This is a genomic window from Micromonospora sp. NPDC002575 (assembly GCF_042889525.1).
In the GTDB taxonomy this organism is placed as follows: domain Bacteria; phylum Actinomycetota; class Actinomycetes; order Mycobacteriales; family Micromonosporaceae; genus Micromonospora; species Micromonospora carbonacea.
Genome location: NZ_JBIARA010000001.1, coordinates 398,332 through 422,682, shown reverse-complemented (window position 1 = coordinate 422,682; position 24,351 = coordinate 398,332). Strand labels below are relative to the sequence as shown.

At 73.2% G+C, this 24,351-nt stretch carries 18 protein-coding genes; 13 read left to right on the top strand and 5 right to left on the bottom strand.

The features are described 5' to 3' along the window. The first annotated feature begins 259 nt into the window (after positions 1 to 259). From ACFYWL_RS01905 to ACFYWL_RS01880, 6 genes are all read left to right on the top strand, one after another. Positions 260 to 7,180: a polymorphic toxin-type HINT domain-containing protein gene (locus ACFYWL_RS01905; RefSeq protein WP_386965961.1), complete on the top strand. Its 6,921-nt coding sequence runs from the start codon at positions 260 to 262 to the stop codon at positions 7,178 to 7,180. Between the two features lie 3 nt (positions 7,181 to 7,183). After that, positions 7,184 to 7,423 carry a hypothetical protein gene (locus ACFYWL_RS01900; RefSeq protein WP_386965959.1) on the top strand — a complete coding sequence of 80 codons (240 nt, stop codon included), beginning with the start codon at positions 7,184 to 7,186 and terminating at the stop codon, positions 7,421 to 7,423. A gap of 682 nt (positions 7,424 to 8,105) precedes the next feature. Further along, complete coding sequence (locus ACFYWL_RS01895; RefSeq protein WP_007073166.1) at positions 8,106 to 8,315, top strand: helix-turn-helix domain-containing protein; 210 nt, start codon at positions 8,106 to 8,108, stop codon at positions 8,313 to 8,315. 296 nt (positions 8,316 to 8,611) lie between these two features. Beyond that, positions 8,612 to 8,713 (top strand): 30S ribosomal protein bS22, encoded by a 102-nt coding sequence (locus tag ACFYWL_RS01890; RefSeq protein WP_007465623.1) that lies wholly within the window; start codon positions 8,612 to 8,614, stop codon positions 8,711 to 8,713. Between the two features lie 124 nt (positions 8,714 to 8,837). Continuing rightward, complete coding sequence (locus ACFYWL_RS01885; RefSeq protein WP_386965957.1) at positions 8,838 to 9,911, top strand: NAD-dependent epimerase/dehydratase family protein; 1,074 nt, start codon at positions 8,838 to 8,840, stop codon at positions 9,909 to 9,911. 200 nt (positions 9,912 to 10,111) lie between these two features. Beyond that, positions 10,112 to 11,008 (top strand): lysophospholipid acyltransferase family protein, encoded by an 897-nt coding sequence (locus ACFYWL_RS01880; protein ID WP_386966715.1) that lies wholly within the window; start codon positions 10,112 to 10,114, stop codon positions 11,006 to 11,008. A gap of 46 nt (positions 11,009 to 11,054) precedes the next feature. Here ACFYWL_RS01880 and ACFYWL_RS01875 read toward each other — a convergent pair whose 3' ends face one another. The 3 genes from ACFYWL_RS01875 to ACFYWL_RS01865 form a co-directional block, all read right to left on the bottom strand. Then, positions 11,055 to 11,912, bottom strand: coding sequence for an HAD family hydrolase (locus ACFYWL_RS01875; protein WP_386966713.1), 858 nt, complete (start codon positions 11,910 to 11,912; stop codon positions 11,055 to 11,057). Between the two features lie 256 nt (positions 11,913 to 12,168). Further along, positions 12,169 to 13,095 (bottom strand): DUF5667 domain-containing protein, encoded by a 927-nt coding sequence (locus ACFYWL_RS01870; RefSeq protein WP_386965955.1) that lies wholly within the window; start codon positions 13,093 to 13,095, stop codon positions 12,169 to 12,171. 438 nt (positions 13,096 to 13,533) lie between these two features. Beyond that, positions 13,534 to 14,502, bottom strand: a complete 969-nt coding sequence (locus tag ACFYWL_RS01865; protein WP_386965952.1) for an ECF subfamily RNA polymerase sigma factor, BldN family — start codon at positions 14,500 to 14,502, stop codon at positions 13,534 to 13,536. Between the two features lie 574 nt (positions 14,503 to 15,076). Here ACFYWL_RS01865 and ACFYWL_RS01860 point away from each other — a divergent pair. Next, the gene (locus ACFYWL_RS01860) at positions 15,077 to 15,331 is read left to right on the top strand and encodes a glutaredoxin family protein (RefSeq protein WP_386965950.1); all 255 of its coding nucleotides are present in this window, start codon (positions 15,077 to 15,079) and stop codon (positions 15,329 to 15,331) included. A gap of 124 nt (positions 15,332 to 15,455) precedes the next feature. Further along, positions 15,456 to 16,106, top strand: coding sequence for an HAD family hydrolase (locus ACFYWL_RS01855; protein WP_386965948.1), 651 nt, complete (start codon positions 15,456 to 15,458; stop codon positions 16,104 to 16,106). Positions 16,107 to 16,142: 36 nt separating this feature from the next. Here the strand turns inward: ACFYWL_RS01855 and ACFYWL_RS01850 are convergent, their stop codons facing one another. Then, positions 16,143 to 16,796, bottom strand: coding sequence for a response regulator transcription factor (locus tag ACFYWL_RS01850; RefSeq protein ID WP_386966711.1), 654 nt, complete (start codon positions 16,794 to 16,796; stop codon positions 16,143 to 16,145). A 95-nt stretch (positions 16,797 to 16,891) separates the two neighbouring features. After that, positions 16,892 to 18,187, bottom strand: a complete 1,296-nt coding sequence (locus ACFYWL_RS01845; RefSeq protein WP_386965946.1) for a sensor histidine kinase — start codon at positions 18,185 to 18,187, stop codon at positions 16,892 to 16,894. 387 nt (positions 18,188 to 18,574) lie between these two features. Between ACFYWL_RS01845 and ACFYWL_RS01840 the strand changes: the two genes are divergently transcribed. From ACFYWL_RS01840 to hemB, 5 genes are read left to right on the top strand one after another with little or no spacing between them, the layout of a single operon-like run. Next, positions 18,575 to 19,348, top strand: a complete 774-nt coding sequence (locus ACFYWL_RS01840; RefSeq protein WP_386965943.1) for a redox-sensing transcriptional repressor Rex — start codon at positions 18,575 to 18,577, stop codon at positions 19,346 to 19,348. After that, on the top strand, positions 19,345 to 20,688 hold the full coding sequence (locus tag ACFYWL_RS01835) for a glutamyl-tRNA reductase (RefSeq protein ID WP_386965940.1): 1,344 nt from the start codon (positions 19,345 to 19,347) through the stop codon (positions 20,686 to 20,688). The genes ACFYWL_RS01840 and ACFYWL_RS01835 overlap by 4 nt, the downstream gene beginning before the upstream one ends. After that, on the top strand, positions 20,685 to 21,653 hold the full coding sequence (hemC, locus tag ACFYWL_RS01830) for a hydroxymethylbilane synthase (protein WP_386965938.1): 969 nt from the start codon (positions 20,685 to 20,687) through the stop codon (positions 21,651 to 21,653). The genes ACFYWL_RS01835 and hemC overlap by 4 nt, the downstream gene beginning before the upstream one ends. After that, complete coding sequence (locus ACFYWL_RS01825; RefSeq protein ID WP_386965936.1) at positions 21,650 to 23,230, top strand: uroporphyrinogen-III synthase; 1,581 nt, start codon at positions 21,650 to 21,652, stop codon at positions 23,228 to 23,230. Before hemC ends, ACFYWL_RS01825 begins: the two co-directional genes overlap by 4 nt. Positions 23,231 to 23,271: 41 nt before the next feature. Then, positions 23,272 to 24,255, top strand: a complete 984-nt coding sequence (hemB, locus tag ACFYWL_RS01820; protein WP_386965933.1) for a porphobilinogen synthase — start codon at positions 23,272 to 23,274, stop codon at positions 24,253 to 24,255. The last annotated feature ends 96 nt before the right edge of the window (positions 24,256 to 24,351 follow it).

Sequence of the window (24,351 nt, the reverse complement as noted above, 5' to 3'; positions counted from 1 at the left end):
CCGGTAGGCGGCCACAGTGAAGCAGCCCCAGCGGCCCCCGGGGAACGTCGAATCTCACCATCGGTCGCCCCTTTGAGACTCTCTGCGACGGATTCAGGCGATGTGATCTCGGTCTATCGTTACCGCGCCGTGACCTTCCGTTGGGTGGAACGTGAGAGATTGTCCGCGCCGCGCGGGTGCTCGTCCGGACACTCTGCGTGGCATTTCTCGTCTCTCGTGGAGTGGGGTACGCATGGTCGGGCACGGGGGCATACGCCTGTTGACTGGTCCGGGGCGGCTGGTCGCGGTGGCCGTGGCGGCATCGCTGGCGGCGGGAGTGCTGTCCGGCGCTCCGGCGTCGGCGAGGCCCCTCGACGACGGCGGGCAGGCGAAGCTGCCCCCGGTGTCCCCCGGCCGTTCGGTCACCGGCGTCAAGCCGTTGCCGACGCGGTTCGTGCCGCCGGCCGACGACGCGAGGTCCACCCATCGCCCGTCGCGGACGGCGTGGCCGAAGGCCGCGTCAGCGCGGCTGGATCTGGGCGTGCCGGCGGCGGCCGAGGCGCGGGTGACGGCACCGGCGAAGGCGCGGGCGGCGGGGACCCCGGTGTGGGCGCAGCCGATCGCCGAGGGCGGCCGGTACGCCGGCCCCCGACGGCTCGACGTACGTGTCGCGGACCGGGCCGCGGCGGAGGCCGCGGGGGTCGACGGCATGCTCCTGTCGGTCACCCCCTCGCCCGGGGCCACCCCCGGAAAGGTGCGGGTCGGCGTAGACTACGCCGGCTTCGCCGAGGCGTACGGCGGGAACTACGGCTCGCGGCTGAGGCTTGTACGGCTGCCCGCGTGCGCCCTGACCACCCCGGCGGCGGCCGGGTGCCGCACAGCGACGCCGCTGCCCTCCGCCAACGACGTCGCGGCGGACACCGTGTCGGCCGAGGTCCCGCTGGCGGGCGCCGCCGCCGGCCCGACGATCGTGCTGGCGGCGGTCGCGGCCGCTGGCGACGAGGGTGGCGTGGGCGGCACCTACGCCGCGACCGACCTGTCGCCGTCCCAGTCGTGGAGCGCGGGCGGCAGCACCGGCTCGTTCAGCTACACCTACCCCGTGACGGTGCCGCCGACCCGCTCCAAGCTGGTGCCGAAGGTGGCCCTGTCGTACGACTCGGGTGCCGTTGACGGGCAGACCTCCTCGACCAACGCCCAGGCGTCCTGGGTCGGCGACGGCTGGACGACGCCGCGGTCGTACGTCGAGCAGACCTTCGTCTCCTGCAAGGACGACCCGGGCGGCAGCCCCTCCCCGGTCGAGACCCACGACCGCTGCTACGCCGGTCCCCTCCTGACGATCGCGCTGAACGGCTCGTCGAGCGCCCTGATCTGGGACGCCACCAAGCAGGTGTGGAAGCTGGAGAACGACACCGGGGCCAAGGTCGCCCGGGTGACCAGCTCCGGCAACGGCAGCGGTACGCACGACACCGACTACTGGCGGGTCACCGAGCGCGACGGCACCGTCTACGAGTTCGGCCGCAACCGCCTGCCCGGCTGGAGTTCCGGGAAACCGGAGACGAAGTCGGTCGACACCGTCCCGGTCTACTCCCCGCACTCGGGCGACCCCTGCTACGACTCGGCCGGGTTCTCCTCATCGGTCTGCACCATGGCGTACCGGTGGAACCTCGACCATGTCACCGACGTCCACGGCAACGCGATGGCCTACTACTACGACCAGGCCACCAACCACTACGGCCGCAACATGGGCGCCACCGACGTCAGCTACGTCCGGGACAGCCGCCTTGCCCGGATCGACTACGGCTTCCGCGACGGCTCGGCGTACGGCACGGTGCCGAACCGGGTCGTCTTCGCCACCGGCGACCGGTGCCTCGCCGGCACCTGCCAGCCACTGAACTCGGCGAACAAGGCGAACTGGCCGGATGTGCCCTTCGACCTGGTCTGCAACGCCGGCACCGACTGCCCGGCGTGGAGCCCGTCGTTCTTCTCCACCGTCCGGTTGACCTCCATCGAGACCCAGCAGTACGACACCATCACCTCGACGTATCAGAAGGTGGACTCGTACGCGCTGGCACACACGATGCCGGCGACCGGGGACGGCACGTCCCCGACGCTGTGGCTGTCCTCGATCACCCGCACCGGGCACGACACCACCTCCGGCGGATCCGCCACCCCCATCGCGCTGCCGTCGGTGTCGTTCAGCGGCGTCAAGCTGGCCAACCGCGTCGACGTCACCGGCGGCCTGCCGAGCTTCTACCGGCAGCGGATCTCGGCGATCACCACCGAGACGGGTTCGGTCGTCTCGCCCAGCTACGAGCTGCCGCTGACCTGCACCGCCCCGGTCACCACCAGCCCCGCCTCGAACACGAGGTCCTGCTACCCGATCCACTGGACGCCCGACGGTTACACCGACCAGATCCGGGACTGGTTCCACCGGTACGCCGTCACCCGGGTCACCGCCACGGACCCCACCGGCGGGGCACCCGCCACCTCCACCAGCTACGAGTACGTCGGCGGTGCTGCGTGGCACTACGACGACAACGAGGTGGTCAAGGCCAAGTACCGCACGTACGGCCAGTTCCGCGGCTACGGCAAGGTCAGGGTGCGCGCCGGCGACGGGGTCAACGACCGCCGCACGCTGTCCGAGACGACCTACTACCGGGGCATGAGCCGCAACAACAACACCACGGTCGTGAACCTCACCGACTCCGCCGGCGGTGTCCACGAGGACATCGACCAGCTCGCCGGCCGGGAGTTGGAGTTCACCAGCCACGTCGGCGACGGCGGCCCCGTCGACAGCTCGACGGTCACCTCCTACTGGGTGTCGGACGCGACCGCGACCCGCACCCGCACGGGCCTGTCCCCGCTGACCGCGACGTTCGCCGCGCCCGCCCGGGTCTGGCGGCGGCAGGCGGTCACCACCGGCGGCACCACGACCTGGCGGTACAGCGCGACCGACAACTCGTACGACGCCTCGACCAGCTCGGCCACCTTCGGGCTGCTGAAGCACTCCTACGAGCACACGGTGCCCGCGAACGCCGCCTACGACCGGTGCACCACCACGTCGTACGCGGCGCCGAACACCGGCCGCAATCTCGTCGGGCTGACCAGCGAGACCGAGACGGTGGCGGTGGCCTGCGGCGGCTACGCCCAGGGCCCGTCGGCGTCGTCCCCGGGCAGCGTGAACACGCTGACCGCCCCGACCACGGTCAACCGGCCGACGCAGGTCGTCTCGCACGTCCGGACGTACTACGACGACCCGACCTTCGCCACGACGTTCCCGCAGGCCGCCGCGCCCACCCGGGGCACCGTCACCATGGTCCGCAAGGCGTCCGGCTGGGCCCTGAGCGCGTACACCTACCAGACGACCGACCGCGCGGAGTTCGACGCGTACGGCCGGGCCACCGGCACCTGGGACGGCAACGGCAACAAGAGCACTGTCAGCTACACGGACAACGCCGCCGGCCTCACCACCGGCCTGACCGTGACGAACGCGGAGGGTCACGCCACCGCCAGCGTCGTCACGCCGATGCGGAACCTGACCACCAGCAGCACCGACGCGAACAACGTGGTGACCCGCACCCAGTACGACGCGCTCGGCCGCCGGACCTCGGTCTGGCTCGCCTCCCGGGCCACCAGCAATTCGGCCCACCTCAAGCACACCTACACGGTGTCGAAGACCGGCCCGTCGGCGACGACCACCCAGACGCTGAACAACAGCGGCGGCTACCAGAAGACGACCACCATCTACGACGCCCTTCACCGGGTGCGGCAGACCCAGGCGGACACCCCGCAGGGCGGGCGCATGGTCACCGACACGTTCTACGACAGCCGGGGCTGGGTGCGGGCCACGTACAACGGCTGGTGGGACGCTGCCGTCACACCGGACACCACCCCGGTGTACGCCGACAACCTGCTGAAGAAGGCGCTGAGCCAGACCTTCAACACGTACGACGGACTCGGCCGGGTGATCCTGGCCGAGGCGGCCCGCGACGGCGTGGTCAGGTCGGCGACCCGGACCGTGTACAACGGTGACCGGACGACGGTCGTCCCGCCGACGGGCGGCACCACCACCACGGTCGTGACCGACCCGATGGGCCGGACGCAGCAGCAGCTCCAATACACCTCGGCACCGACCCTGACCAGCCCGGCCGATCCGTTCATCGGGAGCTACCACCTGACCGGCGGCACCACCGTCGCCACCGGCTACGGCTACGACGCGGGCGGCAACCAGTCCACCCTGACCGATCCGGCCGGCAACGTCTGGACCCGCCAGCACGACCTGCTCGGGCAGGTGGTGAGCCGGGACGACCCGGACGCCGGCACCAGCACGACGCGCTACGACGGGGCCGGGAACATCGTCGAGACGACCGACTCCCGGGGCAAGACGACCTCCTTCACGTACGACAAGATCAATCGCAGGACGGGCAGCTACGCCGCTGCTCTCTCCGCGCAGGCGACCGGCAACCAGCTCGCCGCCTGGGTGTACGACAACGACAACGCCGCCGAGCCGACGATGGCCAATCCCGTCGGCAAGCTGACCACGAAGATCGCTTTCCGCGGCGGCGCCGAGTACCGGACCCAGTGGACGGGCTTCAATGCGTTCGGCTCGTCGACCGGCGAGAAGATCGTCATCCCGGCCGTGGAGGGGCTGCTCGGCAACACCTACGGATACACCCACAGCTACCACAGCTCGACGGGCAAGCCGCTCGGCGACACCTTCCAGGCCCGGGGTGGCCTGCCCGCCGAGACGGCCATCCGCGGCTACAGCGGCGTCCTCGACCTGCCCAGCACCCTCGGTGGCCTGGCCACCTACGCCAGCTCCACCGAGTACGACGCGTGGGGCCGGGTGACCCGGGGCGTCCAGGGGCCCGCCACGAGCGCGGCGTCGATCGTCAACACCTACGACGACCACAACGGCCGGCTGCTCCAGCAGAAGGTCACCAGGACCACGACCACGACCACCGACGTCGGCAGGCAGGACTACGCGTACGACCTGTACGGAAACATCGTCAAGAACGTCGATACCCGCTACCTGCCGGGCACCGCCGCCGAAACGGAGTGCTACCGGTACGACGCGCTGCTGCGGCTCACCAAGGCGTGGACCGCGACCGACGACTGCGCCGCCACCCCGACGACCGGCAACCGCACGATGGTCGGCAGCGGCATCGGCGCCACCAGCGCCTACTGGACCGAGTGGGAGATCGATCCGCTCGGCAACCGCACCAAGCAGACCCAGTACTCGCCGACCGGCGGCGCCGACACCGTCACCACCTACACCTACGACGGCAACGGCGGCGGGCAGCCGCACACGCTGACCGGAACGACCACCAGCGGCGGGCTCACCGGCAGCACCTCGTACGCGTACGACAGCGCCGGGAACATGACCACCCGCCAGGCCGGGCAGGGCACCCAGACCCTCGCCTGGGACGACACGGGTGAACTGGCCTCGGTGACCGGCGGCACGGACGGGGACAGCTCCTTCCTGTACGACGCCGACGGCAACCTCCTCATCCAGCGGGACCCGGGCACCACCACGCTCTACCTGGCCGGCGAGCAGATCACCCTGAACACCGGCACCCAGACGCTGAGCGGCATCCGATACCACGCCCTGCCCAGCGGCGCGGTGGCCTACCGGACGGGCAGCGGCACCGCGTACGGCTTCGTCCTGCCCGACCACCAGGGCACGCCCAGCGTGTACCTCAACAACACCGCCCAGGTGCCGACCTGGCGGCAGTACACCCCGTACGGCGCGCCGCGCGGTGCGACGGTGACGGCCCCCGACAACCGGGGGTTCCTCAACCAGCCGCTGAATCCGAACACTGGCCTGACGCAGGTCGGCGCCCGCAACTACGACCCGACGATCGGCCGGTTCGTCTCGCTCGACCCGCTCCAGGACCTGGCCGACCCGCAGCAGTGGAACGGCTACTCGTACGCCAACAACACGCCGGTCACCTCCAGCGACCCGTCCGGGCTGATCCCGGACGACTGCAAGTACTTCGACTGCTACGGCTACGACCCGAGCAAGGGCTGCCCACACGGCTGCGGCTCGACGGACAACGTGACGTGGGGCGAGGAGAACGGGAAGGGAAGCTCCAAGCCCAACAAGGAGAACCACCCGAGGGACCTCGGCTACGGCATCCAGGTGCCGGAGAGCGTGCCGTTCGAGGATTTCATGCGCCGCTGGCGCGAACAGCGCGCGAACTGGTTCGCCACGCGGGGCGAGGGCAGCGACAGGGCCGGCATGCGCGACGACACCGCCGTGCTCGCCATGAACATCTGCAGTGAGATGGGCAGACCGGGCGGGTGCAAGGAGTGGATCGAGGAACTCTGGGAGATCCACTACCAGTGGGGTGCCGACACCCTCCCCATGGACGAGGGGGGCCTCCCCAAGCCCTCCGCGGGTACGAGCATCGGCAAGGGGAAGGGGGGCAGGGGCACCGGCTCCCGTAGCGCCGGTTGCATGAGTTTCAGCGGTGACACCCGGGTCCTCATGGCCGACGGGAGCACCAAGAAGCTCGAAGAGGTGCAAGTCGGCGACGAGGTGATGGCGGCCGACCCGGAGACCGGCGAGCAGGGCCCCCGCACCGTCACCCACGTCTGGGTGCACGAGGACGACCTCGTCGACCTCCGGATCGGGGACGCCCTCGTCACCACCACGGAGGACCACCCGTTCTGGAACCACACGGACCGCGAATGGCAGCGCGCCGACGAGATCGATCGGGGCGACCTTTCGCTGAGCCATGACGGCAGAACCCGCTCGGTGGGCGGATTGCAGCCGTCGTCAAGGTACGTCGCCCTCGCCTACAACCTCACCGTCGACGACATCCACACGTACTATGTGTTCGCCGGTAACACGCCGGCACTTGTACATAACACTGGGCCATGTGTGCCAGGCATCGATGCTCTGTCGCAGGCAGGTCAGGCCGCTGACCGCGGAGGATTTACCGTTGCTGGTCGCTCATTGACCAAGCACGGCGCTGGAGCGCGTAGCGGAAACTCGTTGTTCCCGCAGGCTCGGGGCAATCCGGCTCAGGTGAACGAAATTGCGCAGAATCAACTGGATGATATCCTTACCGACCCGGGATCTGTGATGACTAGCGGTTACCGCGGACGCTTCGGGCATACTATTGAATACTCCGCGCCTGATGGCAGGGGTGTAGTATTCGATTCTAACGGCAGGTTCCTCTTCTTCAAGGAGTAGCGGGTGGGCGGCCTTCCAGTCAACGCTTTCCGGATCGAATTAACCAGTCCTCCCGATCGCGATTTCGTTGTCGCGAACATCATGGTGGGTGGCGATGAGTTTGCCGAGATAAGCCAGGAGGCCGAGTCTCTCAAGGTTGAGGTCTACCCTCGTCGTGATGGTGGACCCTGGTGCCTGGATTATGAGGAGCTGAGTCATGTTCTGGGGCTTGCTAAAGAGCGACTAAGTGGAACTCGCGAATGATCTGATTCGTGTCGTCGGTGCTACTCGATATCTGTCGGAGAAGGAACTTGAACGGCGGGCCGTGCAGACGATTCAATCAGTTGTATTGAATGTTTGCGGGCGCTCGGCTGTGTGAAGAAGGGCGGAACCCCGACCGTGATCCTCTGGCGAATCCGAGCCCATCGGGTCGAAAATGGTGGCCCGTTGTCGACGAAACATCCGGGTGGCGCAGGGTGTGCAGTCGCCTGGGTGTCCATCTTCGGTGGTGGCGCTGGTGCACGATGTTGATGATCTACCGCTGTCCGGGCTCGACGGGGCACCTGCGACACTGAAGCGCTCCCAGTGCGGGGCCCGGTCCGCGTCCGGAAGCGGCCTGGGGCCCCCGCCCGGTGGCTCCGGTGGCGCCGCCGGGGCCACCGGGTGCCTTGATCGACTCCATGTCGGCGACATGGCGGGGTCAGGGGTGCCCGGATACCGCCATGTCGCCGACATGACGCAAGCCCGACCGGCCGCGGCCCGGCCCGGGCGGGGCGGAACGGCAGGCCACGGGCGGGGGAAACCCGTCCCCGGCGGGATCAACATGCGCGAAGGGATCGCGCCGGTCACAGCCGTCCCGCTACCGTACTGGTAACACGCGCGTAGCCCGTCCTGGGAGGATCCCGTCCGGCGGCACGCGCCGGGGCATGGGATGGGGCGGTGGGCCATGACCGGTTCGCAGTCCGACGGCAGGCTGTCGGAGGTCAGGTTCCTCACCGTCGCCGAGGTGGCGACGGTGATGCGGGTGTCGAAGATGACGGTCTACCGGCTGGTGCACAGCGGCGAGCTGACCGCCGTGCGGGTCGGCCGGTCGTTCCGGGTGCCCGAGCACGCGGTGCACGAGTACCTCCGGGGCGCGTTCCAGGAGACCGCCTGACCCGTTTCAGGAGGCCGCCTGACCACCGCCGCCTGACCACTGCCGCCTGATCGGCGGCCCGGTGAGGCCACGGAGCGGCGCGCCGCAAAGGTCGACGAGTGCGACGTAACGGGCATCGACGGGGGCGCGTTGGTCCTGCTGAGGCTCTCCCGCTACCCTGGACCGGACCGTGACCGCACACCGGTGCGCCCGCCGCACGCCAGCTGGTCCGGCCCGTTGTCCGCAAGCGGCCCTCGACGCCACCGCGTGGTGTCATCCGGTCCGCCCCGCACGTTGCATCGAAAGGCTGTCGTCGTATGGGCTCGGTGGTCAAGAAGCGCCGCAAGCGCATGGCTAAGAAGAAGCACCGCAAGCTGCTGCGCAAGACCCGCGTCCAGCGTCGCCGTCTCGGCAAGTGACCGGGGCCGGGCCCACCGCGGCCCGGCGTCCCGTGTCGCTTGCCAACAGTCGACCCTCGGAGGCTCAGGTGATCAGGCCGCGGTTGCCCCGGCTCGATCCCACCTGCCGGGGTAGGTGCACGACGTGACCCCCGGTGGCACCCCAGGTGCCCCGGGGGTGGTCGTCGTCACCGGGGTCAACCGCTACCTCGGCGCGCACGTCGCCGCCCGCCTCGCCGCCGACCCCCGCATCGAGCGGGTGATCGGCGTCGACCCGACCGCCCCCAACCCGGAGGTCGCCGGCCTGCTCGACCGGGTCGAGCGCATCCGGCTCGACCTCGGCTCGCTGGGCGGCCTCCTCGCCGACCTCGACGTCGACGCCGTGGTGCACCTCGCCCTCGTCACCGCCCCCGACCCGCAGCAGGGCGGCCGGTCGGCGATGAAGGAACAGAACGTCATCGCCACCATGCAGTTGCTCGCCGCCTGCCAGCGGGCGCCCCGGCTGTGCAAGCTCGTCGTCCGTTCGTCGACCGCCGCGTACGGGGCGTCGTTCCGGGACCCGGCCGTCTTCACCGAGGAGACCGAGCCGCGCGAGGTGCCGCGCGGCGGTTTCGGCCGCGACATCCTCGACATCGAGGGGTACGTTCGCGGCTTCCGCCGCCGCCGGCCCGACGTCACCGCCACGGTGCTGCGCTTCGCGCCGTTCATCGGCTCCACCGCCGACACCACCCTCACCAGGTATTTCTCCCAGCCGTTCGTCCCCACCGTCTTCGGGCGCGACCCCCGGTTGCAGTTCGTGCACTTCGACGACGCGCTGGAGGTGCTGCACCGGTCGGTCGCCGAGGAGCACCCGGGCACGTTCAACGTCGCCGGGCCGGGCGTGCTCGCCCTGTCCCAGGCGATCCGGCGGGCCGGGCGGGTCGGGGTGCCGGTGCTCGAACCGGGCCTGTCCGGGGCTGTCGCGCTGGCCCGCAGCCTCGGCTTCGGCCGGTACGGCCTGGACCAGGTCGACCTGTTCGTGCACGGTCGGGTCGTGGACACCTCCGCCCTGGAACGCGAGTACGCTTTCGCGCCCCGCTCGACCGCCGCCGCGTTCGACGACTTCATCCGCGCCCACCAGGGCGGCATGGTGGTCACCCGGGAGCAGTTGGCCGCCGCCGAGCGGGCCGTGCTCGACGGCATCCGCCAGGTGCGCGCGGCCGTGCGGGAGCAGTCGTGAGCGAGCCGCACGAGGAGCGCGGGCGCGCCGGGGCCAACGGCCGGTACGACGTACCGCTGGTGGCGGCCCGGCCGGACGTGGAGCCGGCGCGGCGCAACGGCCACCACCCGGCACCGGGGCCCGCCGAAAAGCCCGCCAGCGGCCCGGCGGACCCGCAGCCGATCCGGCGGGAGCCGTCGGCGGGGCGGGGGCTGCCGGAGCTGCCCGAGCCGGCGGCGCGCGCCCCACGGAACGCGGCGGTGCCGGACGGGCCGGGCGACGTGTGGGACCGGCGGGTCGCCTCGGGGCTGGCGTTCCTGCGGCGGCGGCTCTCCGGCGACTATCAGGTGGACGAGTTCGGGTTCGACCCGGAGCTGACCGAGTCCGTCTTCCACCCGGTGCTGCGGCTGCTCTACCGGGACTGGTTCCGCACCGAGGTCACCGGGCTGGAGCACGTGCCGGCGGACGGCGCCGGCCTGGTGGTCGGCAACCACTCGGGCACCGTGGCGCTGGACGCGCTGATCCTCTCCGCCGCCCTGCACGACCAGCACCCGGCCCACCGCTACCTGCGGCTGCTCGGGGCCGACCTGGTGTTCCGGATGCCGGTGGTGTCCGAGATCGCCCGCAAGACCGGCGGCACGGTCGCCTGCAACCCGGACGCCGAGCGGCTGCTCCGCTCCGGCGAGGTCGTCGGCGTCTTCCCCGAGGGGTTCAAGGGCGTCGGGAAGCTCTACTCCGACCGGTACAAGCTGCAACGCTTCGGCCGGGGCGGGTTCGTCTCGGCGGCGCTGCGCACCGGCACCCCGATCGTGCCGGTGGCGATCGTCGGCGGCGAGGAGATCTATCCGATGCTCGCCGACATCAAGCCCCTCGCCCGGCTGCTCAAGCTGCCATACTTCCCGGTCACGCCGACGTTCCCGTGGCTGGGCCCGCTCGGGATGGTGCCGCTGCCCAGCAAGTGGCTCATCGAGTTCTGCCCGCCGATCCCGACCGCGCACCTGACCGAGTCGGCCGACGACCCGCTGGTCGTGTTCAACCTCGCCGACCAGGTGCGGGAGACCATCCAGCAGACCCTGCACAGCCTGCTGGAACGCCGCCCCGACCCGTTCGGCCCCTGACTCGCCGGCACCGGCCGCGCGCCACCGGACGCGGGGCGGCGGGTCGTCAGCGCAGGCGGCGGCGCTTCTGTAGCGCCATCCCGGCGCCGACCGCGCCCGCGAGCAGCCCGGCCGCCGCCGTCGACGGCACCGCGATCTTCACGGCCCGCCGGCCGGTGCGGAAGTCCCGCACCTCCCAGCCCCGCTGCCGGGCCTGCCGCAGCAGGGCGCCGTCCGGGTTGATCGCCACCGCCCGACCCACGGCCGACAGCATCGGCAGGTCGTTGGCGGAGTCGCTGTAGGCGGAGCAGCGGGCCAGGTCCAGCCCTTCGACGGCGGCGAGCTGGGTCACCGCCTCGGCCTTGGCCGGCCCGTGCATCAGGTCGCCCACCAACCGCCCCGTGTACGCCCCGTCGACCACCTCGGCGACGGTGCCGATCGCCCCGGTCAGCCTGAGCCGGGACGCGATCACCCGGCCGATCTCGACCGGCGCGGCACTGACCAGCCAGACCCGCTCCCCGGCGTCCAGATGGCGTTGCGCGAGCCGGCGGGTGCCGGCCCAGATCCGGGGGGCCATCAGCTCGTCGAAGATCTCCTCGGCCAGCCGCTCCACGTCGTCGACCCGCCAGCCCTCGATGAACGCGAGCGCCGCGTCCTTGGCCTGCGACATGTCCCCGGCGTGTTCGGTGGCGAGCACCCGGAAGCGCAACTGCTGCCAGGCGAACCGGGCCAGGTCCCCGGTGGTGAAGTAGTTGCGGGCGGCGAGCCCGCGGGCGAACCAGTAGATCGACGCGCCCTGCATCATCGTGTTGTCCACGTCGAAGAAGGCCGCGGCGGCCGGATCGGGGGCGACCGGGGTGGCGGGCGCGGCCTCGGTCTCCGCCCAGCCGGCGGTGTGACCGAGCCGGTCGGTGCTGACCGTCATCCTGCCGTTGCGGGCCACCCGACCTCCCTCGCTCGACGACCCCGACGAGTGTTTCCCCGCGAGCGTAGCCGGGCGGCGCGGTCGCCCCGCCCGCTGCGGCGAGAACTGTGGCGCGCGCTGCTTCCGTAGGAAGGGGCACCTTGTCGACGCATAACGGTGCACAGGGCCCCCTTCCTCACGACGGGGGACATCGGGGACCCCCGCGCCGGGAACGCTGGGAACGGGCGTGCGGCCAGGGCCGCCGGGAACGCGGGCGTCAGCGGTCGCCGGGGCAGGCCGCCGGCGTCGGGCCGAGGGCGTCGCTGCCGGCGGGCGCGGGCAGCTCGCACTCGATGGCCGCGCGCAGCGCATCGGAGCGCTTGCGGATCGCGTCGAGCAGGGCGATCGACTGGCGGACCCGGTCCCGCTCCGCACGGCTGGCCCCGTCGAGCAGGTCACCGACCGCGCGGCGCTGCCCGGTGACGAAGGCGTTCACCGATTCCAGACCCGCCGGGTCGGAACGCTGCGCGGCCGTGGTGGTGAGCAGGCGTACGCCCTGACGGGTGTCCGAGTCCATGTCGTCGAGGACGGCGGCGAACCCGAGCTGGTCCCCGCGCAGCGCGGCGGCCTCGCCGAGCCGGGTGCGGGCGAAGTCGAGGAAGAGCTGGCCGCGGCTGAGGTCCGAACTGGCCAGGGCGAGCTGGGCGCGCTCCGTGGAGCGCTTCATCCCGTAGAGGGCGTCGCCGGGCACGGCGTTCTCGCTGGCGGCGGAGATGCCGGAGACGGCGATCGCGCCGGCGGTGACCCCGAGCAGGATGGCGCCCCGGGCCCGGGCCCGGCGGGCGGTGACGGCTGGCAGGAACGGGCCGCGCGGAGCGGCGCCGACGGCGCCGCGCTGCCCAGGCGTGCCGCGCTGACCGAGCATGCCCCGCTGGGCGGCCGGCGCGGCCTCCGGGGCGGTGGCCCCGACCCCGACGCCCTCCCGTTCGGCGGCGGCGACGAGCATCGCCCGCAGACCGGTGCGGAAGTCGGGGTCCACCGCGACGGGCGGAGGGTCGGCGTTGAGCTGCCGGCCGACCGCGACGAGCGCGGCGAGGTGGTCGTCGGCCCGGGACCGGACGTGGTGACGTCGGCCGCCGTTGGCTTCGTCGAGAAGCTGCGCGAAGCGCTCGGCGCGCCGGCGGGAGAAGAGGTTGCTGGTCACCGCAGGCACCTCCTCTCGCTGGTCACGGCCGGTCGGCCGCTGTCGGCACCAGCGACCGGTGGCAGCGTGCACCCAGGACGAAGCTCGTGGCGGGCTGCGTTGTCCGGGCCGTCGGCCCGGGGATGCCGGAGAACCACCGGTCGCACCGGGAGAAACGCTCCGCCCCCGGCACGGGTTACGGGGCCGGCGGGAGCGAAATCACGAAGAGTGATGGGCGTCACGGCGCCGCGTCCGGCGCTCCCGTCCGCGCCGCGCCCCGGTCGGCGTACGGGCGGGAAGCTGCCGTCGGGTCGCGCGCCCCGCGCGGACGCCGCCGACCGGGCGGTCGGCCTGGCCTGCGGAGGACGAACCGCCGTGCGGGGTGGCGCACGGGCGGGGCGGCTCAAGGGGCGGCGGACGGCGCGCCGGCGCGGCGGCGGTGGCGGTGGCGGTGGCCGGTCAGGGCTGGAAGCCGTCCGGCAGGAGCCGGGCCAGCGCGCGGACCGCACGGTACTGCAATGCCTTGATCGCGCCCTCGTTCTTGCCCATCGCCCGGGCCGTCTCCGCCACCGAGAAGCCCTGGAGGAACCGCAGCACGATGCACTCCTGCTGCTCCGGGTTGAGCTGTTTGACGGCGGTGAGCAGGGCGACGTTGGTGATGTGCTCGACGACCGCCGCCTCCGGGCTGCCCTCCGGGCCGCGGTCCTCCCGGTCGGCGTCCAGCACGTCGCCGGTGGTGACCTCAAGCCGGTACCGGCCGGACTTGAAGTGGTCGGCCACCAGGTTCCGGGCGATCGTGACCAGCCACGCGCCGAGGTCCCGGCCCTGCCAGGTGAAGCTGCCGATCCGTTTGAGGGCGCGCAGGAACGTGTCGGAGGTGAGGTCCTCGGCGAGCTGCCGGTTGCCGACCCGGAAGTAGACGAAGCGGAAGACGGTGTCGACGTAGCGGTCGTAGATCAGCCCGAACGCCTCGGCCTCGCCAGCCTGGGCGCGCTCGACCAGCTTCCAGACCTCGGTGGCCGGGTCCGACGGGTCGGGGCGGCTCGGGAAGCCGGTCGGTGTGCCGCCGCCCGGGGGCCCGGGCGGCGGCGGTGGCGGGTTGGCCGGCACCGCCGGCAGCACCGCGGTCTCGCCCGCCGACGGATCGGCCACCGGCGGCGTGTCGCCGCTGCGCCGGCCCTGCGCCGGCATGGTGGGCCGGGCGGGTGACGCCACCCGTCCGCCGTTGCCCCCCGGCGTCGCCGGACGGGGCACCGCCTCGTTGGGGTGGGACCGGTTGCGTAACCGTCTGGACGCCCCGTCGCCGCGTACGGCGAGGCGGGACACGTCGTCCACCGGGTTCCGCCCGACGCCCAGCCGTTCGTTGAGGACGGCACGGGCCGCCGCGGCCAGCCCGACCGGTCGTTGCGCGTAGCCGAAACTGGTCACCGTGCCTCCCCGGTCAGGGTCGCCACGGGCCGCTGGGCCGCCCGGGCGCGGGCGCGGCCGGGGCCGTCGGTCAGGGCTCGTCCGGGACGTGCCGACGGGCGGCAGATCCCCTTGAGGTACGGGTCCAATGCGCTCACAGGCACGGGGGCCTCCTCGGGCTGAGGGGTGTCGACTCACGGCAAATGGGGTGAGTCGACCCGAGTGATAATAGGGCCAACGTCACCCGCGCGTGGCAAGTCCGTTACACAGAGCAGAAGTATTTGCTTCCGCGTCGCACCGGTGGCGGACCGGTTGTCCGTCGGGGGAGGTTGACTTTCGCGTGGCGGGCTGGTTAGGGATAACCCCAGCTCAGCGCCCGATCGGGCCGCTCGGCGAGGGGTCGGTGCGGCGGCGGTGACGACCGCCCGCACGGGGCGTCGTCGGCGTCGCAGTGGGCCCGGAGGGGCGCGTCCGCACACGGTGCGTTGCCGAGTCGGCGGTACCGGTGTGTCGCACCGGCGGGCCGGGGGAGACTGTCCGGGCGCGGGGCCGCCGGAGGACGGGCCCCGGCCGACACCCGCACGGAGGTTTCCCGATGTCCAGTGACGCCCGGCTCACCCTGATCACCCGCCCCGGCTGCCACCTCTGCGAGGACGCGAAGGCGGCGCTCGGCCGGGTGGTCGCGGTCACCGGCGACCGGTGGATCGAGAAGGACGTGACCGCCGACGTCGAGCTGGAGCGCGAGTACGGCGACCGGCTGCCGGTGGTGCTGCTCGACGGGAAGGAGCACGGGTACTGGCGGGTCGAGGAGGAACGCCTGCTGCGGGACCTGACCACCCCGCAGCTCTGACCGCGACCGCGCCGTGGTGACCGCGACCCGTCTGTGACCGCGACCGCGCCGGTGTGACCGCGACCCGTCGCGCTGGCCGGCCCGGCGGTCCCCACGGTGGCCGTCCGCCGCCTATCGTGCTCGGATGACCCCTGCGCGCCCCCACCTCGTCTGGGACTGGAACGGCACCCTGCTCAACGACCTCGACCTGGTGGTGGCGGCCACCAACGCCGCGTTCGCCAGCGTGGGCGGGCCGACGGTCACCGCGGACGAGCACCGGGTGCGGTTCCGCCGCCCGATCGCCGACTACTACGCCGGGGTGCTCGGCCGGGCGGTCGACGACGAGGCGTTCGGCGAGCTGGACCGGATCTTTCACGACGCGTACCGCAGCGGGTTGACCACCTGCGCGCTCGCCGACGACGCGGCGGCGGCGATGGCGGCCTGGCCGGGCAGCCAGTCCCTGCTGTCCATGTGGTTCCACGACGAGCTGGTGCCCGCCGTGCGCTCCTACGGGCTGACGGAACGGTTCACCAGGGTGGACGGGCTGCGCGCCACCGTCGGCGGCGACCGCAAGGCCGAGTCGCTGGCCAAGCACCTGTCCGGGCTGGGGGTGGACGGCCGGGCGGTGGTGCTGATCGGGGACTCGATCGACGACGCCGACGCCGCCGAGTCGGTGGGCGGCCGGGCGGTGCTGTACACGGGGGGCTTCACCGACCCGGCCCGGCTGCGGGCCTCCGGCCACCCGGTGGCCGACACCCTCACCGAGGCGGTCGCCCTGGCCGCCGGCCTGCGCTGACCGCGAGGCTGGCTGGGCGGCAGGGCGGTGCGGCGGTCAGCCGCGCAGGTAGGCGAGGACGGCCAGGACGCGCCGGTGCTGGGCGGTGTCCGGGGGCAGGCCGAGCTTGGTGAAGATGTTGCGGACGTGCTTCTCCACCGCGCCGTCGGTGACCACGAGGGCACGGGCGATGGCGGTGTTGGAGTGCCCCTCGGCCATCAGGGCCAGCACCTCGCGCTCGCGCGGGGTCAGCTCCCGCAGCGGATCGTCGCGCCGGCGGCGGACCAGCAGTTGACCGACCACCTCCGGGTCGAGCACGGTGCCGCCGGCGGCGACCCGGGCCAGCGAGTCCAGGAACTCGTCGATGTCGGCCACCCGGTCCTTGAGCAGGTAGCCCACCCCGCCGCCGGCCCCGCCGGTGGTGGCCAGCAGGTCGTCGGCGTACGACACCTCGACGTACTGGGACAGCACCAGGACCGGGGCACGGGGGACGAGGCGGCGGGCCTCGACCGCGGCGCGCAGCCCCTCGTCGGTGTGCGACGGCGGCATCCGCACGTCGACGATCGACACGTCGGGCCGGTGGGCGACGACCGCCTCGACCAGGGCGTCGCCGTCGCCGACGGCGGCCACCACCTCGTGCCCGCGCTCGGTCAGCAGCCGGACCAGCCCCTCCCGGAGCAGCACGGCGTCGTCGGCGATCACCACCCGCATGGTGCTGCTGTCTACCACGCCGTGGCCCTCGGCGTCGCCGGACCCGCCCGCGGCGTCGTCGGGAGTGTCGCCGGTGGGCGCCGGGGCGGTCGTCGTCACAGCGGGAGGTCCGCGCGGACCTCGGTGGGCCCGCCGGCCGGGCTGACCACGTCGAGCCGGCCGCCCGCCGCGCGCACCCGGTCGGCGATCCCCGTCAGCCCGTGCCCCTTGGCCAGGTGCGCGCCGCCACGGCCGTCGTCGGCGACGGCGACCACCAGCCGGTCGTCGTCGCGGGTAAGCGCGACCCGGCACTCCGTCGCCCCGCTGTGCTTGGCCACGTTGGTCAGCGCCTCGGCGACCACGAAGTAGGCGGTGCTCTCCACGGCCGGGTCGAGTCGCCCGTCCGGGGCGTCCAGCCGGGGGTCGAGCCGCAGTTCGATCGGGATCAGGCCGCGCCCGGCGAGGGCAGCCAGGGCGCTGGGCAGTCCCCGGTCGACCAGGATCGGCGGGGCGATGCCCCGGGACAGGGCGCGCAGCTCGGCGAGGGTGTCCCGGGTCTGCGTGACGGCCTCGTCGAGGGTCCGGCCGGCAGCCTCCGGGTCGTCGGCGAGCTGGTGCCGGGCCCGGCTGAGGTCCATGGCGAGCCGGACGAGGCGCTGCTGGGGGCCGTCGTGGATGTCGCGCTCCAGCCGCCGCAGCGCGGTGGCCTCGGCGGAGGCGGCGGCCCGCCGCCGCTCCTCCAGGACGGTGATCCGGCTGCGCATCTCGGCCACCCGGGTGAGCAGGGCGCGGGCGAAGCCCGCCCGCAGGCGCGCACACCCCCGTACCACGAGCGGCAGGGTGACCAGGAAGAACAGCCCGGCGGCGGTGTTGATCCCGATCCGGGCGGCGGCCGAGTCGCCCAGGCCGAGCAGCTCGCTGAGGGACTGGTCGTCGGGCGGGTGGGGCAGCGCCCAGTCGTAGGCCGAGTAGAGGGTGCCGACGAGCGCGGCGGCCCACCAGGTGACGGTCACCACGAAGGTGACGAGGGCCACGGCCAGGTTGAGGATGCCGTGGGCCAGGTCGAGCCAGGACTGCACGTCCCCGATGGGTACGAGGATCCGCCGCCAGGCGCCGGCCCCCGCCTCGGCCCGGCGGTACTCGGGCCGCACCCGGTCCTGCCCGAGCACGGCGGTCAGCCGCAGCCGCTCCACGTCGGCGAAGCCCCGGGCGGCGTAGAGGGTGGCGGCGAGGACGGGCAGGCCGATCACGGTCACCACCAGCCCCACACCCAACGCCAACCCCGCCAGCAGGACCACGAAGCCGGCCACGGCGAGCGGGAAGCCGAGCAGCACGTACCCGGAGTCGCGCAGGAGTTGGCGGGGGACGCTGGGCGGGAGGGCGGCCGGTTCGGCCGTGGCGGCGGCGGTCATGGTTCGAGGCTAGGTACGCCGGCCCCGCCGCCGGAATCCCGTCGGCCGTCCTCTTGCTGGTGGTGCCAGCCCTACCTTCGGCCGGGGACCCCGCTGGGCGGGACGGGGCGGCGGCGGGCGCGGCGCTCGCGCGATTGGTGACGGAAGTCGGGAATGAGCAATAATCGGCGCGGGCCACGCGAGGCGCCGGATCGATCTTGGGGGGTGGAGGGGCAGGTGGAGGCGGGTCGCCGGTCTTCAAGATCGCGATTTGTGCGTGTCTTCACAAGCGCCTACTCTGTAGTTCCGACGCGTCCTGCTAGCACAGCCGGCAATCTCGGTCGCCAGCGGGAGTCCCGACACGGCAGGCGACCGAAGCCGGCCGAGGATCGCACCGCACGGAGTCTCATGAGTCAGCAGCACCGTCACCCTGGCGCGTCCGGCCGCGCCGGTGCCGTACCGGCGCTCCCGGACCTGCCCGAGGCGACCGTCGCGCGGCTGCCCGAATACCTCCGCGCCCTGCACAACCTCGCCGAGTCCGGTCACGAGACCGTCTCCAGCGAGGGCCTGGCCAGCGCCGCCGGGGTCAACTCCGCCAAGCTCCGCAAGGACCTGTCCCACCTCGGCTCCTACGGCACCCGCGGCGTGGGCTACGACGTCGCCCTGCTGGTCGAGCAGATCGAGTTCGTGCTCGGGCTCACCCAGCGGCGGGCCGTCGCACTGGTCGGGGTGGGTAATCTCGGTCACGCCCTCGCCGGCTACGACGGCTTCGCCAGCCGCGGCTTCCGCATCGCCGCCCTGCTGGACGCCGACCCGGGGCGGGTCGGCGAGGAGATCAACGGCCTGGTCGTGCGGCACGTCGACGAGCTGCCCCGCATCGCCGCCGAGGAGCCGATCGCGATCGGTGTGATCGCCACCCCGGCCCGGGCCGCCCAGGCGGTCGCCGACCAGCTCGTCGCCGTCGGCGTGACGAGCATCCTCAACTTCGCGCCGTGCGTACTCTCGGTCCCGGACGGTGTCGACGTGCGCAAGGTCGACCTCGCCATCGAGCTGCAGATCCTGTCCTTCCACGAGCACCGCAAGGCGTCGCTGACCGCGCTGCCCGCCACCGGCGGCGCCGCCCTCACGGCCCTGCCCGGCGGGCTCGCGGCCACCGACCCCCAGGAGGCGATCGGCACGTGAAACTGCTCGTCGTCGGCGCGTCCTACCGCACCGCCCCCGTCGCCATCCTGGAACGGTTGGCGGTCGGCCCGGCCGACCTCACCCGCACCCTGGACCGCCTGCTCGCCCAGCCGTACGTGAGCGAGGCGGTGCTTGTCTCCACCTGCAACCGGGTGGAGGTCTACGCCGCCGTGTCCGGTTTCCACGGCGGCCTCGGCGACGTCTGCGCCGTCCTCGCCGAGCAGGCCGGCACCCCGCCCGCGAGTCTGGCCAACCACCTCTACGTGCACTACGACGCCGCCGCCGTCGACCACGTCTTCCGGGTCGCCGCCGGGCTGGACTCGATGGTCGTCGGCGAGGCCCAGATCCTCGGCCAGCTCCGCGACGCGTACCACTGGGCCACCGGCGCCGACTCCGCCGGCCGGCTGCTGCACGAGCTGATGCAGCAGGCGCTGCGGGTGGGCAAGCGGGCGCACGCCGAGACCGGGATCGACCGGGCCGGCCAGAGCGTGGTCAGCGCCGCGCTCGACCTGGCCGCCGGCCACCTCGACGGCGCGCTCGCCGGCCGCCCGGCCCTCGTGGTGGGTGCCGGCGCGATGGGCGCGCTGGGCGTGGCGACGCTCTCCCGGCTCGGCGCGGGGCCGCTCACCGTGGCCAACCGGGGGGCCGACCGGGCCGTGCGGCTGGCCGAGTCGTACGGGGCCAGCGCCGCGCCCATGGCCGGGCTGACCGACGTGCTCTCCACAGTGGACATCGTAGTGGCCGCCACCGCGGCCACCGAACCGGTCCTCACCCGCGAGGTGGTCACCCGGGCGCTCGCCGGCCGCGACCCCGACCGGGGCCCGCTCGTGCTGCTCGACCTCGCCGTTCCCCGCGACGTCGAGGCCGGCGTGGCCGGGCTGCCCGGCGTCGAGGTGATCGACATCGACCGGATGGCGGCCGTCCTGGCCGGGGGCCCCGCCGCCGCCGAGGCCGCCGCCGTCGAACGGATCGTCACCGCCGAGGTGGAGTCCTTCCTCACCTGGCTGCGCGGCGCCGACGTGGCCCCGACCGTGGCCGCCCTGCGCGGCCGGGCCGAGGACGTGGTCGCCACCGAGCTGCGCCGGCTGGCCCAGCGCCGCCCCGACCTCAGCGACGACCAGCGCGCCGACGTGGCCCGCACGGTGCACCGGGTCGTGCAGCGGCTGCTGCACCAGCCCACCGTGCGGGTCCGTCAGCTCGCCGCCGAGCCCGGCGGCGACCAATACGCGGCGCTGCTGCGCGAGCTGTTCGACCTCCAGGTCCCGCAGACGTCCCCGGTCGACACAGTTCCCGACGTCGTCGACACCGACCCCACCCCGTATCCCGGAGGCGAGAGATGACCGCCCCCCTGCGCCTCGGCACCCGGGGCAGCGCGCTGGCGATGGCCCAGTCCGGCCAGGTAGCCGCGGCGCTCACCGAGGCGACCGGCCGCGAGGTCGAGCTCGTCGAGGTGGTCACCGCCGGCGACCGCTCGTCCGCCCCCGTGCACCGGCTCGGCGTCGGCGTCTTCGTCTCCGCGCTGCGCGACGCCCTGACCGCCCGCGCCATCGACCTCGCGGTGCACTCCTACAAGGACCTGCCCACCGCGGCGGCCCCCGGGCTGCACGTCGCGGCGGTCCCGCCCCGCCAGGACCCGCGCGACGCGCTGGTGGCCAGGGGCGGGCGCACCCTCGCCGAGCTGCCGCCCGGCGCCGTCGTCGGCACGGGCGCGCTGCGCCGCATCGCCCAGCTGCACGCGCTCGGGCTGCAACTTGAGGTCACCCCGATCCGCGGCAACGTGGACACCCGCCTGGCGCGGGTCCTCGGCCCGGACGCCGACCTCGACGCGGTCGTCCTGGCCCGGGCCGGGCTGGCCCGGCTCGACCGGGCCGACGTGATCACCGAGACGCTCGACCCGATGCTCATGCTGCCCGCGCCCGCTCAGGGCGCGCTGGCCGTGGAGTGCCGGGCCGACGACACCGACCTGGTCGAGCTGCTCGCGGTGCTCGACCACGCACCGTCCCGGGCCGCGGTCGCCGCGGAACGGGCGCTGCTGGTCACCCTGGAGGCCGGGTGCAGCGCACCCGTCGCCGCCTATGCGGAACTCGCCGAAGGCGACGCCGGCGATGAGATCTACCTGCGCGGGGCGGTGATCAGCCCGGACGGCACGCGAGACCTCCGGCTGTCCCGCACCGGAACGCCCGCCGACGCGGCGGAGATCGGCAAGGCACTCGCCGCCGAACTCCTCGAACTCGGCGCCGACTCGATCCTCGGCCACGAAGGAAACGCCGGTCCGGGGACCCAGCAATTTGGGAGCACAGAATGACCCGCACCCGTAAGCCCGTCGGCCGTATCGCGTTCGTCGGGGCCGGCCCCGGCGACCCGGGCCTGCTGACCCGCCGGGCGCACGACGCCCTGGTCGACGCCGACCAGGTGGTATACGACCGGGGAGTCCCCGAGTCGTTGCTCGACGCCGTGCGCGCCCAGGCCAAGTCCGACGCCCAGTTCTCCCCGGCGGAGGGCGTGCCGGGCGACGTGGCGAAGGTGCTGATCTCGGCCGCGAGGTCCGGCCTGAACGCCGTGCACCTGGTCGCCGGCGACCCGTTCGGGCACGACTCGGTGGTCAAGGAGGTGCAGGCGGTCGCCCGGACCGCCGCGCACTTCGAGGTGGTGCCGGGCGTCGGCCAGGCCGAGGGCGTCGCCACGTACGCGGGCGTGCCGCTGCCGGGCGTACGCACCGCCGCCGACGTCGAGGACGTCACCACGCTGGACTTCGACGCGCTCGCCGCCGCCGTCGGCCGGGGCTCGCTGGCGCTCGCCGTGGACGCCGGTGACCTGGCCGCGATCCGCGACGGCCTGCTCGCCGCCGGGGTCGACGGCGCGACCGGCGTCGGGGTGACCGGCGACGGCACCGGGGAGACCCAGTACACGACCACGTCGACCGTGGACTCGTTCGTCGCGGCGGCGCTGGGCTTCACCGGCCGGGTCGTGCTCACCGTCGGCGAGGGCGTCGGCCAGCGCGACAAGATGAGCTGGTGGGAGAACCGCCCGCTGTACGGCTGGAAGGTGCTCGTCCCCCGCACCAAGGAGCAGGCCGGGGTGATGAGCGCGCGGCTGCGCGCGTACGGGGCGATCCCGTGCGAGGTGCCGACCATCGCGGTCGAGCCGCCGCGCACCCCCGCCCAGATGGAGCGGGCCGTCAAGGGCCTGGTCGACGGCCGGTACGCCTGGGTGGTCTTCACCTCGGTCAACGCCGTCCGCGCGGTGTGGGAGAAGTTCGCCGAGCACGGCCTGGACGCCCGGCACTTCGGCGGCGTCAAGATCGCCTGCATCGGCGAGGCCACCGCCGACGCCGTGCGCGCGTTCGGCATCCAGCCGGAGCTGGTCCCCGCCGGGGAGCAGTCCTCCGAGGGGCTGCTCGCCGAGTTCTCGCCGCACGACGAGATCCTCGACCCGGTGGGCCGGGTGCTGCTGCCCCGCGCCGACATCGCCACCGAGACCCTCGCCGCCGGGCTCACCGAGCGCGGCTGGGAGGTCGACGACGTGACCGCGTACCGCACGGTCCGGGCCGCCCCGCCGCCCGCCGAGATCCGCGACGCGATCAAGTCGGGCGGGTTCGACGCGGTGCTGTTCACCTCGTCCTCCACGGTCCGGAACCTGGTCGGCATCGCCGGGAAGCCGCACGCGCGTACGGTTGTCGCGGTCATCGGGCCCAAGACGGCGGAGACCGCGACGGAGTTCGGCCTGCGGGTCGACGTCCAGCCTCCGCACGCCTCGGTGCCCGACCTCGTGGAGGCGCTCGCCGCCTACGCCGTCGAGCTGCGCGAGAAGTTGGCCGCCATGCCGGCCAAGCAGCGCCGCGGGTCGAAGGTGCAGGGGCCGACCGCCCTGCGGTTCCGCTAGTCGCACCGGCCGCACGGCCAGCACGCACAGGGAGGCCCCTCATGCCGTACCCCGAGATCCGGCCCCGCCGGCTGCGCCGCAACGCGGCCGTGCGGCGGCTGGTCTCCGAGACCCGCGTCGACCCGGCCGAGCTGGTCGTGCCGATGTTCGTCAAGGAGGGGCTGACCGAGCCGCGGCAGATCGCGTCGCTTCCGGGGGTGCTCCAGCACTCCCGGGACTCGCTGCGCAAGGCCGCCGCCGAGGCGGTGCAGGCCGGCGTGGGCGGGATCATGCTCTTCGGGGTGCCGGCGACGCGGGACGAGCGGGGCTCCGGCGGCATCGACCCGGGCGGCATCCTCAACGTCGCCATCGCCGACGTGGTCGCCGAGGTCGGCGACGCGACCGTGGTGATGAGCGACCTGTGCCTGGACGAGTTCACCTCGCACGGGCACTGCGGCCTGCTCACCCCCGACGGTGAGGTGGACAACGACGCCACCCTCGCCGCGTACGCCGAGATGGCGGTGGCCCAGGCCGCCGCCGGGGTCGGCATGGTCGGCCCGTCCGGGATGATGGACGGCCAGGTGGGCGTGGTCCGCCGGGCCCTGGACGCCGCCGGCCACGCCGACGTGGCGGTGCTCGCGTACGCGGCGAAGTACGCCTCCGCCTTCTACGGCCCGTTCCGGGACGCGGTGGAGTCGTGCCTCGACGGGGACCGGCGCACCTACCAGCAGGATCCGGCGAACCTGCGGGAGTCCCTGCGCGAGGTCGCCCTGGACGTCGCCGAGGGCGCCGACCTGGTGATGGTCAAGCCGGCCCTGCCCTACCTCGACGTGGTGGCGGCGGTGCGTGCGGCGGTCGACGTCCCGGTCGCCGCCTACCAGGTCTCCGGCGAGTACGCGATGGTCGAGGCCGCCGCCGCCAACGGCTGGGTCGACCGGGAACGGGTCATGCTGGAGACGTTGACCTCGATCAGGCGAGCCGGGGCGCAGGTCATCCTCACCTACTGGGCGGTCGAGGCCGCCCGCCTGCTCCGCGACCGTTACTGAGCGCATCCGGGCTGCGCACCCTCGTTGCCCTGTCGCTTCCTGTCGTTCCCTGTTGCACCTTTTGTGCGCCTTTCCTGCCGGACCCCAACTCTCTCT

What these genes read in the sequence shown, in the direction of transcription:
- ACFYWL_RS01875 (WP_386966713.1), bottom strand. Translation starts at nt 11,912, where the DNA reads ATGACGGTCAGCACCGACCGGCTCGGTCACACCGCCGGCTGGGCGGAG.
- ACFYWL_RS01845 (WP_386965946.1), bottom strand. Translation starts at nt 18,187, where the DNA reads ATGACCGCCGCCGCCACGGCCGAACCGGCCGCCCTCCCGCCCAGCGTC.
- hemB (WP_386965933.1), top strand. Translation starts at nt 23,272, where the DNA reads ATGCCGTACCCCGAGATCCGGCCCCGCCGGCTGCGCCGCAACGCGGCC.
- ACFYWL_RS01895 (WP_007073166.1), top strand. Translation starts at nt 8,106, where the DNA reads ATGACCGGTTCGCAGTCCGACGGCAGGCTGTCGGAGGTCAGGTTCCTC.
- ACFYWL_RS01850 (WP_386966711.1), bottom strand. Translation starts at nt 16,796, where the DNA reads ATGCGGGTGGTGATCGCCGACGACGCCGTGCTGCTCCGGGAGGGGCTG.
- ACFYWL_RS01855 (WP_386965948.1), top strand. Translation starts at nt 15,456, where the DNA reads ATGACCCCTGCGCGCCCCCACCTCGTCTGGGACTGGAACGGCACCCTG.
- ACFYWL_RS01890 (WP_007465623.1), top strand. Translation starts at nt 8,612, where the DNA reads ATGGGCTCGGTGGTCAAGAAGCGCCGCAAGCGCATGGCTAAGAAGAAG.
- ACFYWL_RS01860 (WP_386965950.1), top strand. Translation starts at nt 15,077, where the DNA reads ATGTCCAGTGACGCCCGGCTCACCCTGATCACCCGCCCCGGCTGCCAC.
- ACFYWL_RS01840 (WP_386965943.1), top strand. Translation starts at nt 18,575, where the DNA reads ATGAGTCAGCAGCACCGTCACCCTGGCGCGTCCGGCCGCGCCGGTGCC.
- hemC (WP_386965938.1), top strand. Translation starts at nt 20,685, where the DNA reads ATGACCGCCCCCCTGCGCCTCGGCACCCGGGGCAGCGCGCTGGCGATG.
- ACFYWL_RS01825 (WP_386965936.1), top strand. Translation starts at nt 21,650, where the DNA reads ATGACCCGCACCCGTAAGCCCGTCGGCCGTATCGCGTTCGTCGGGGCC.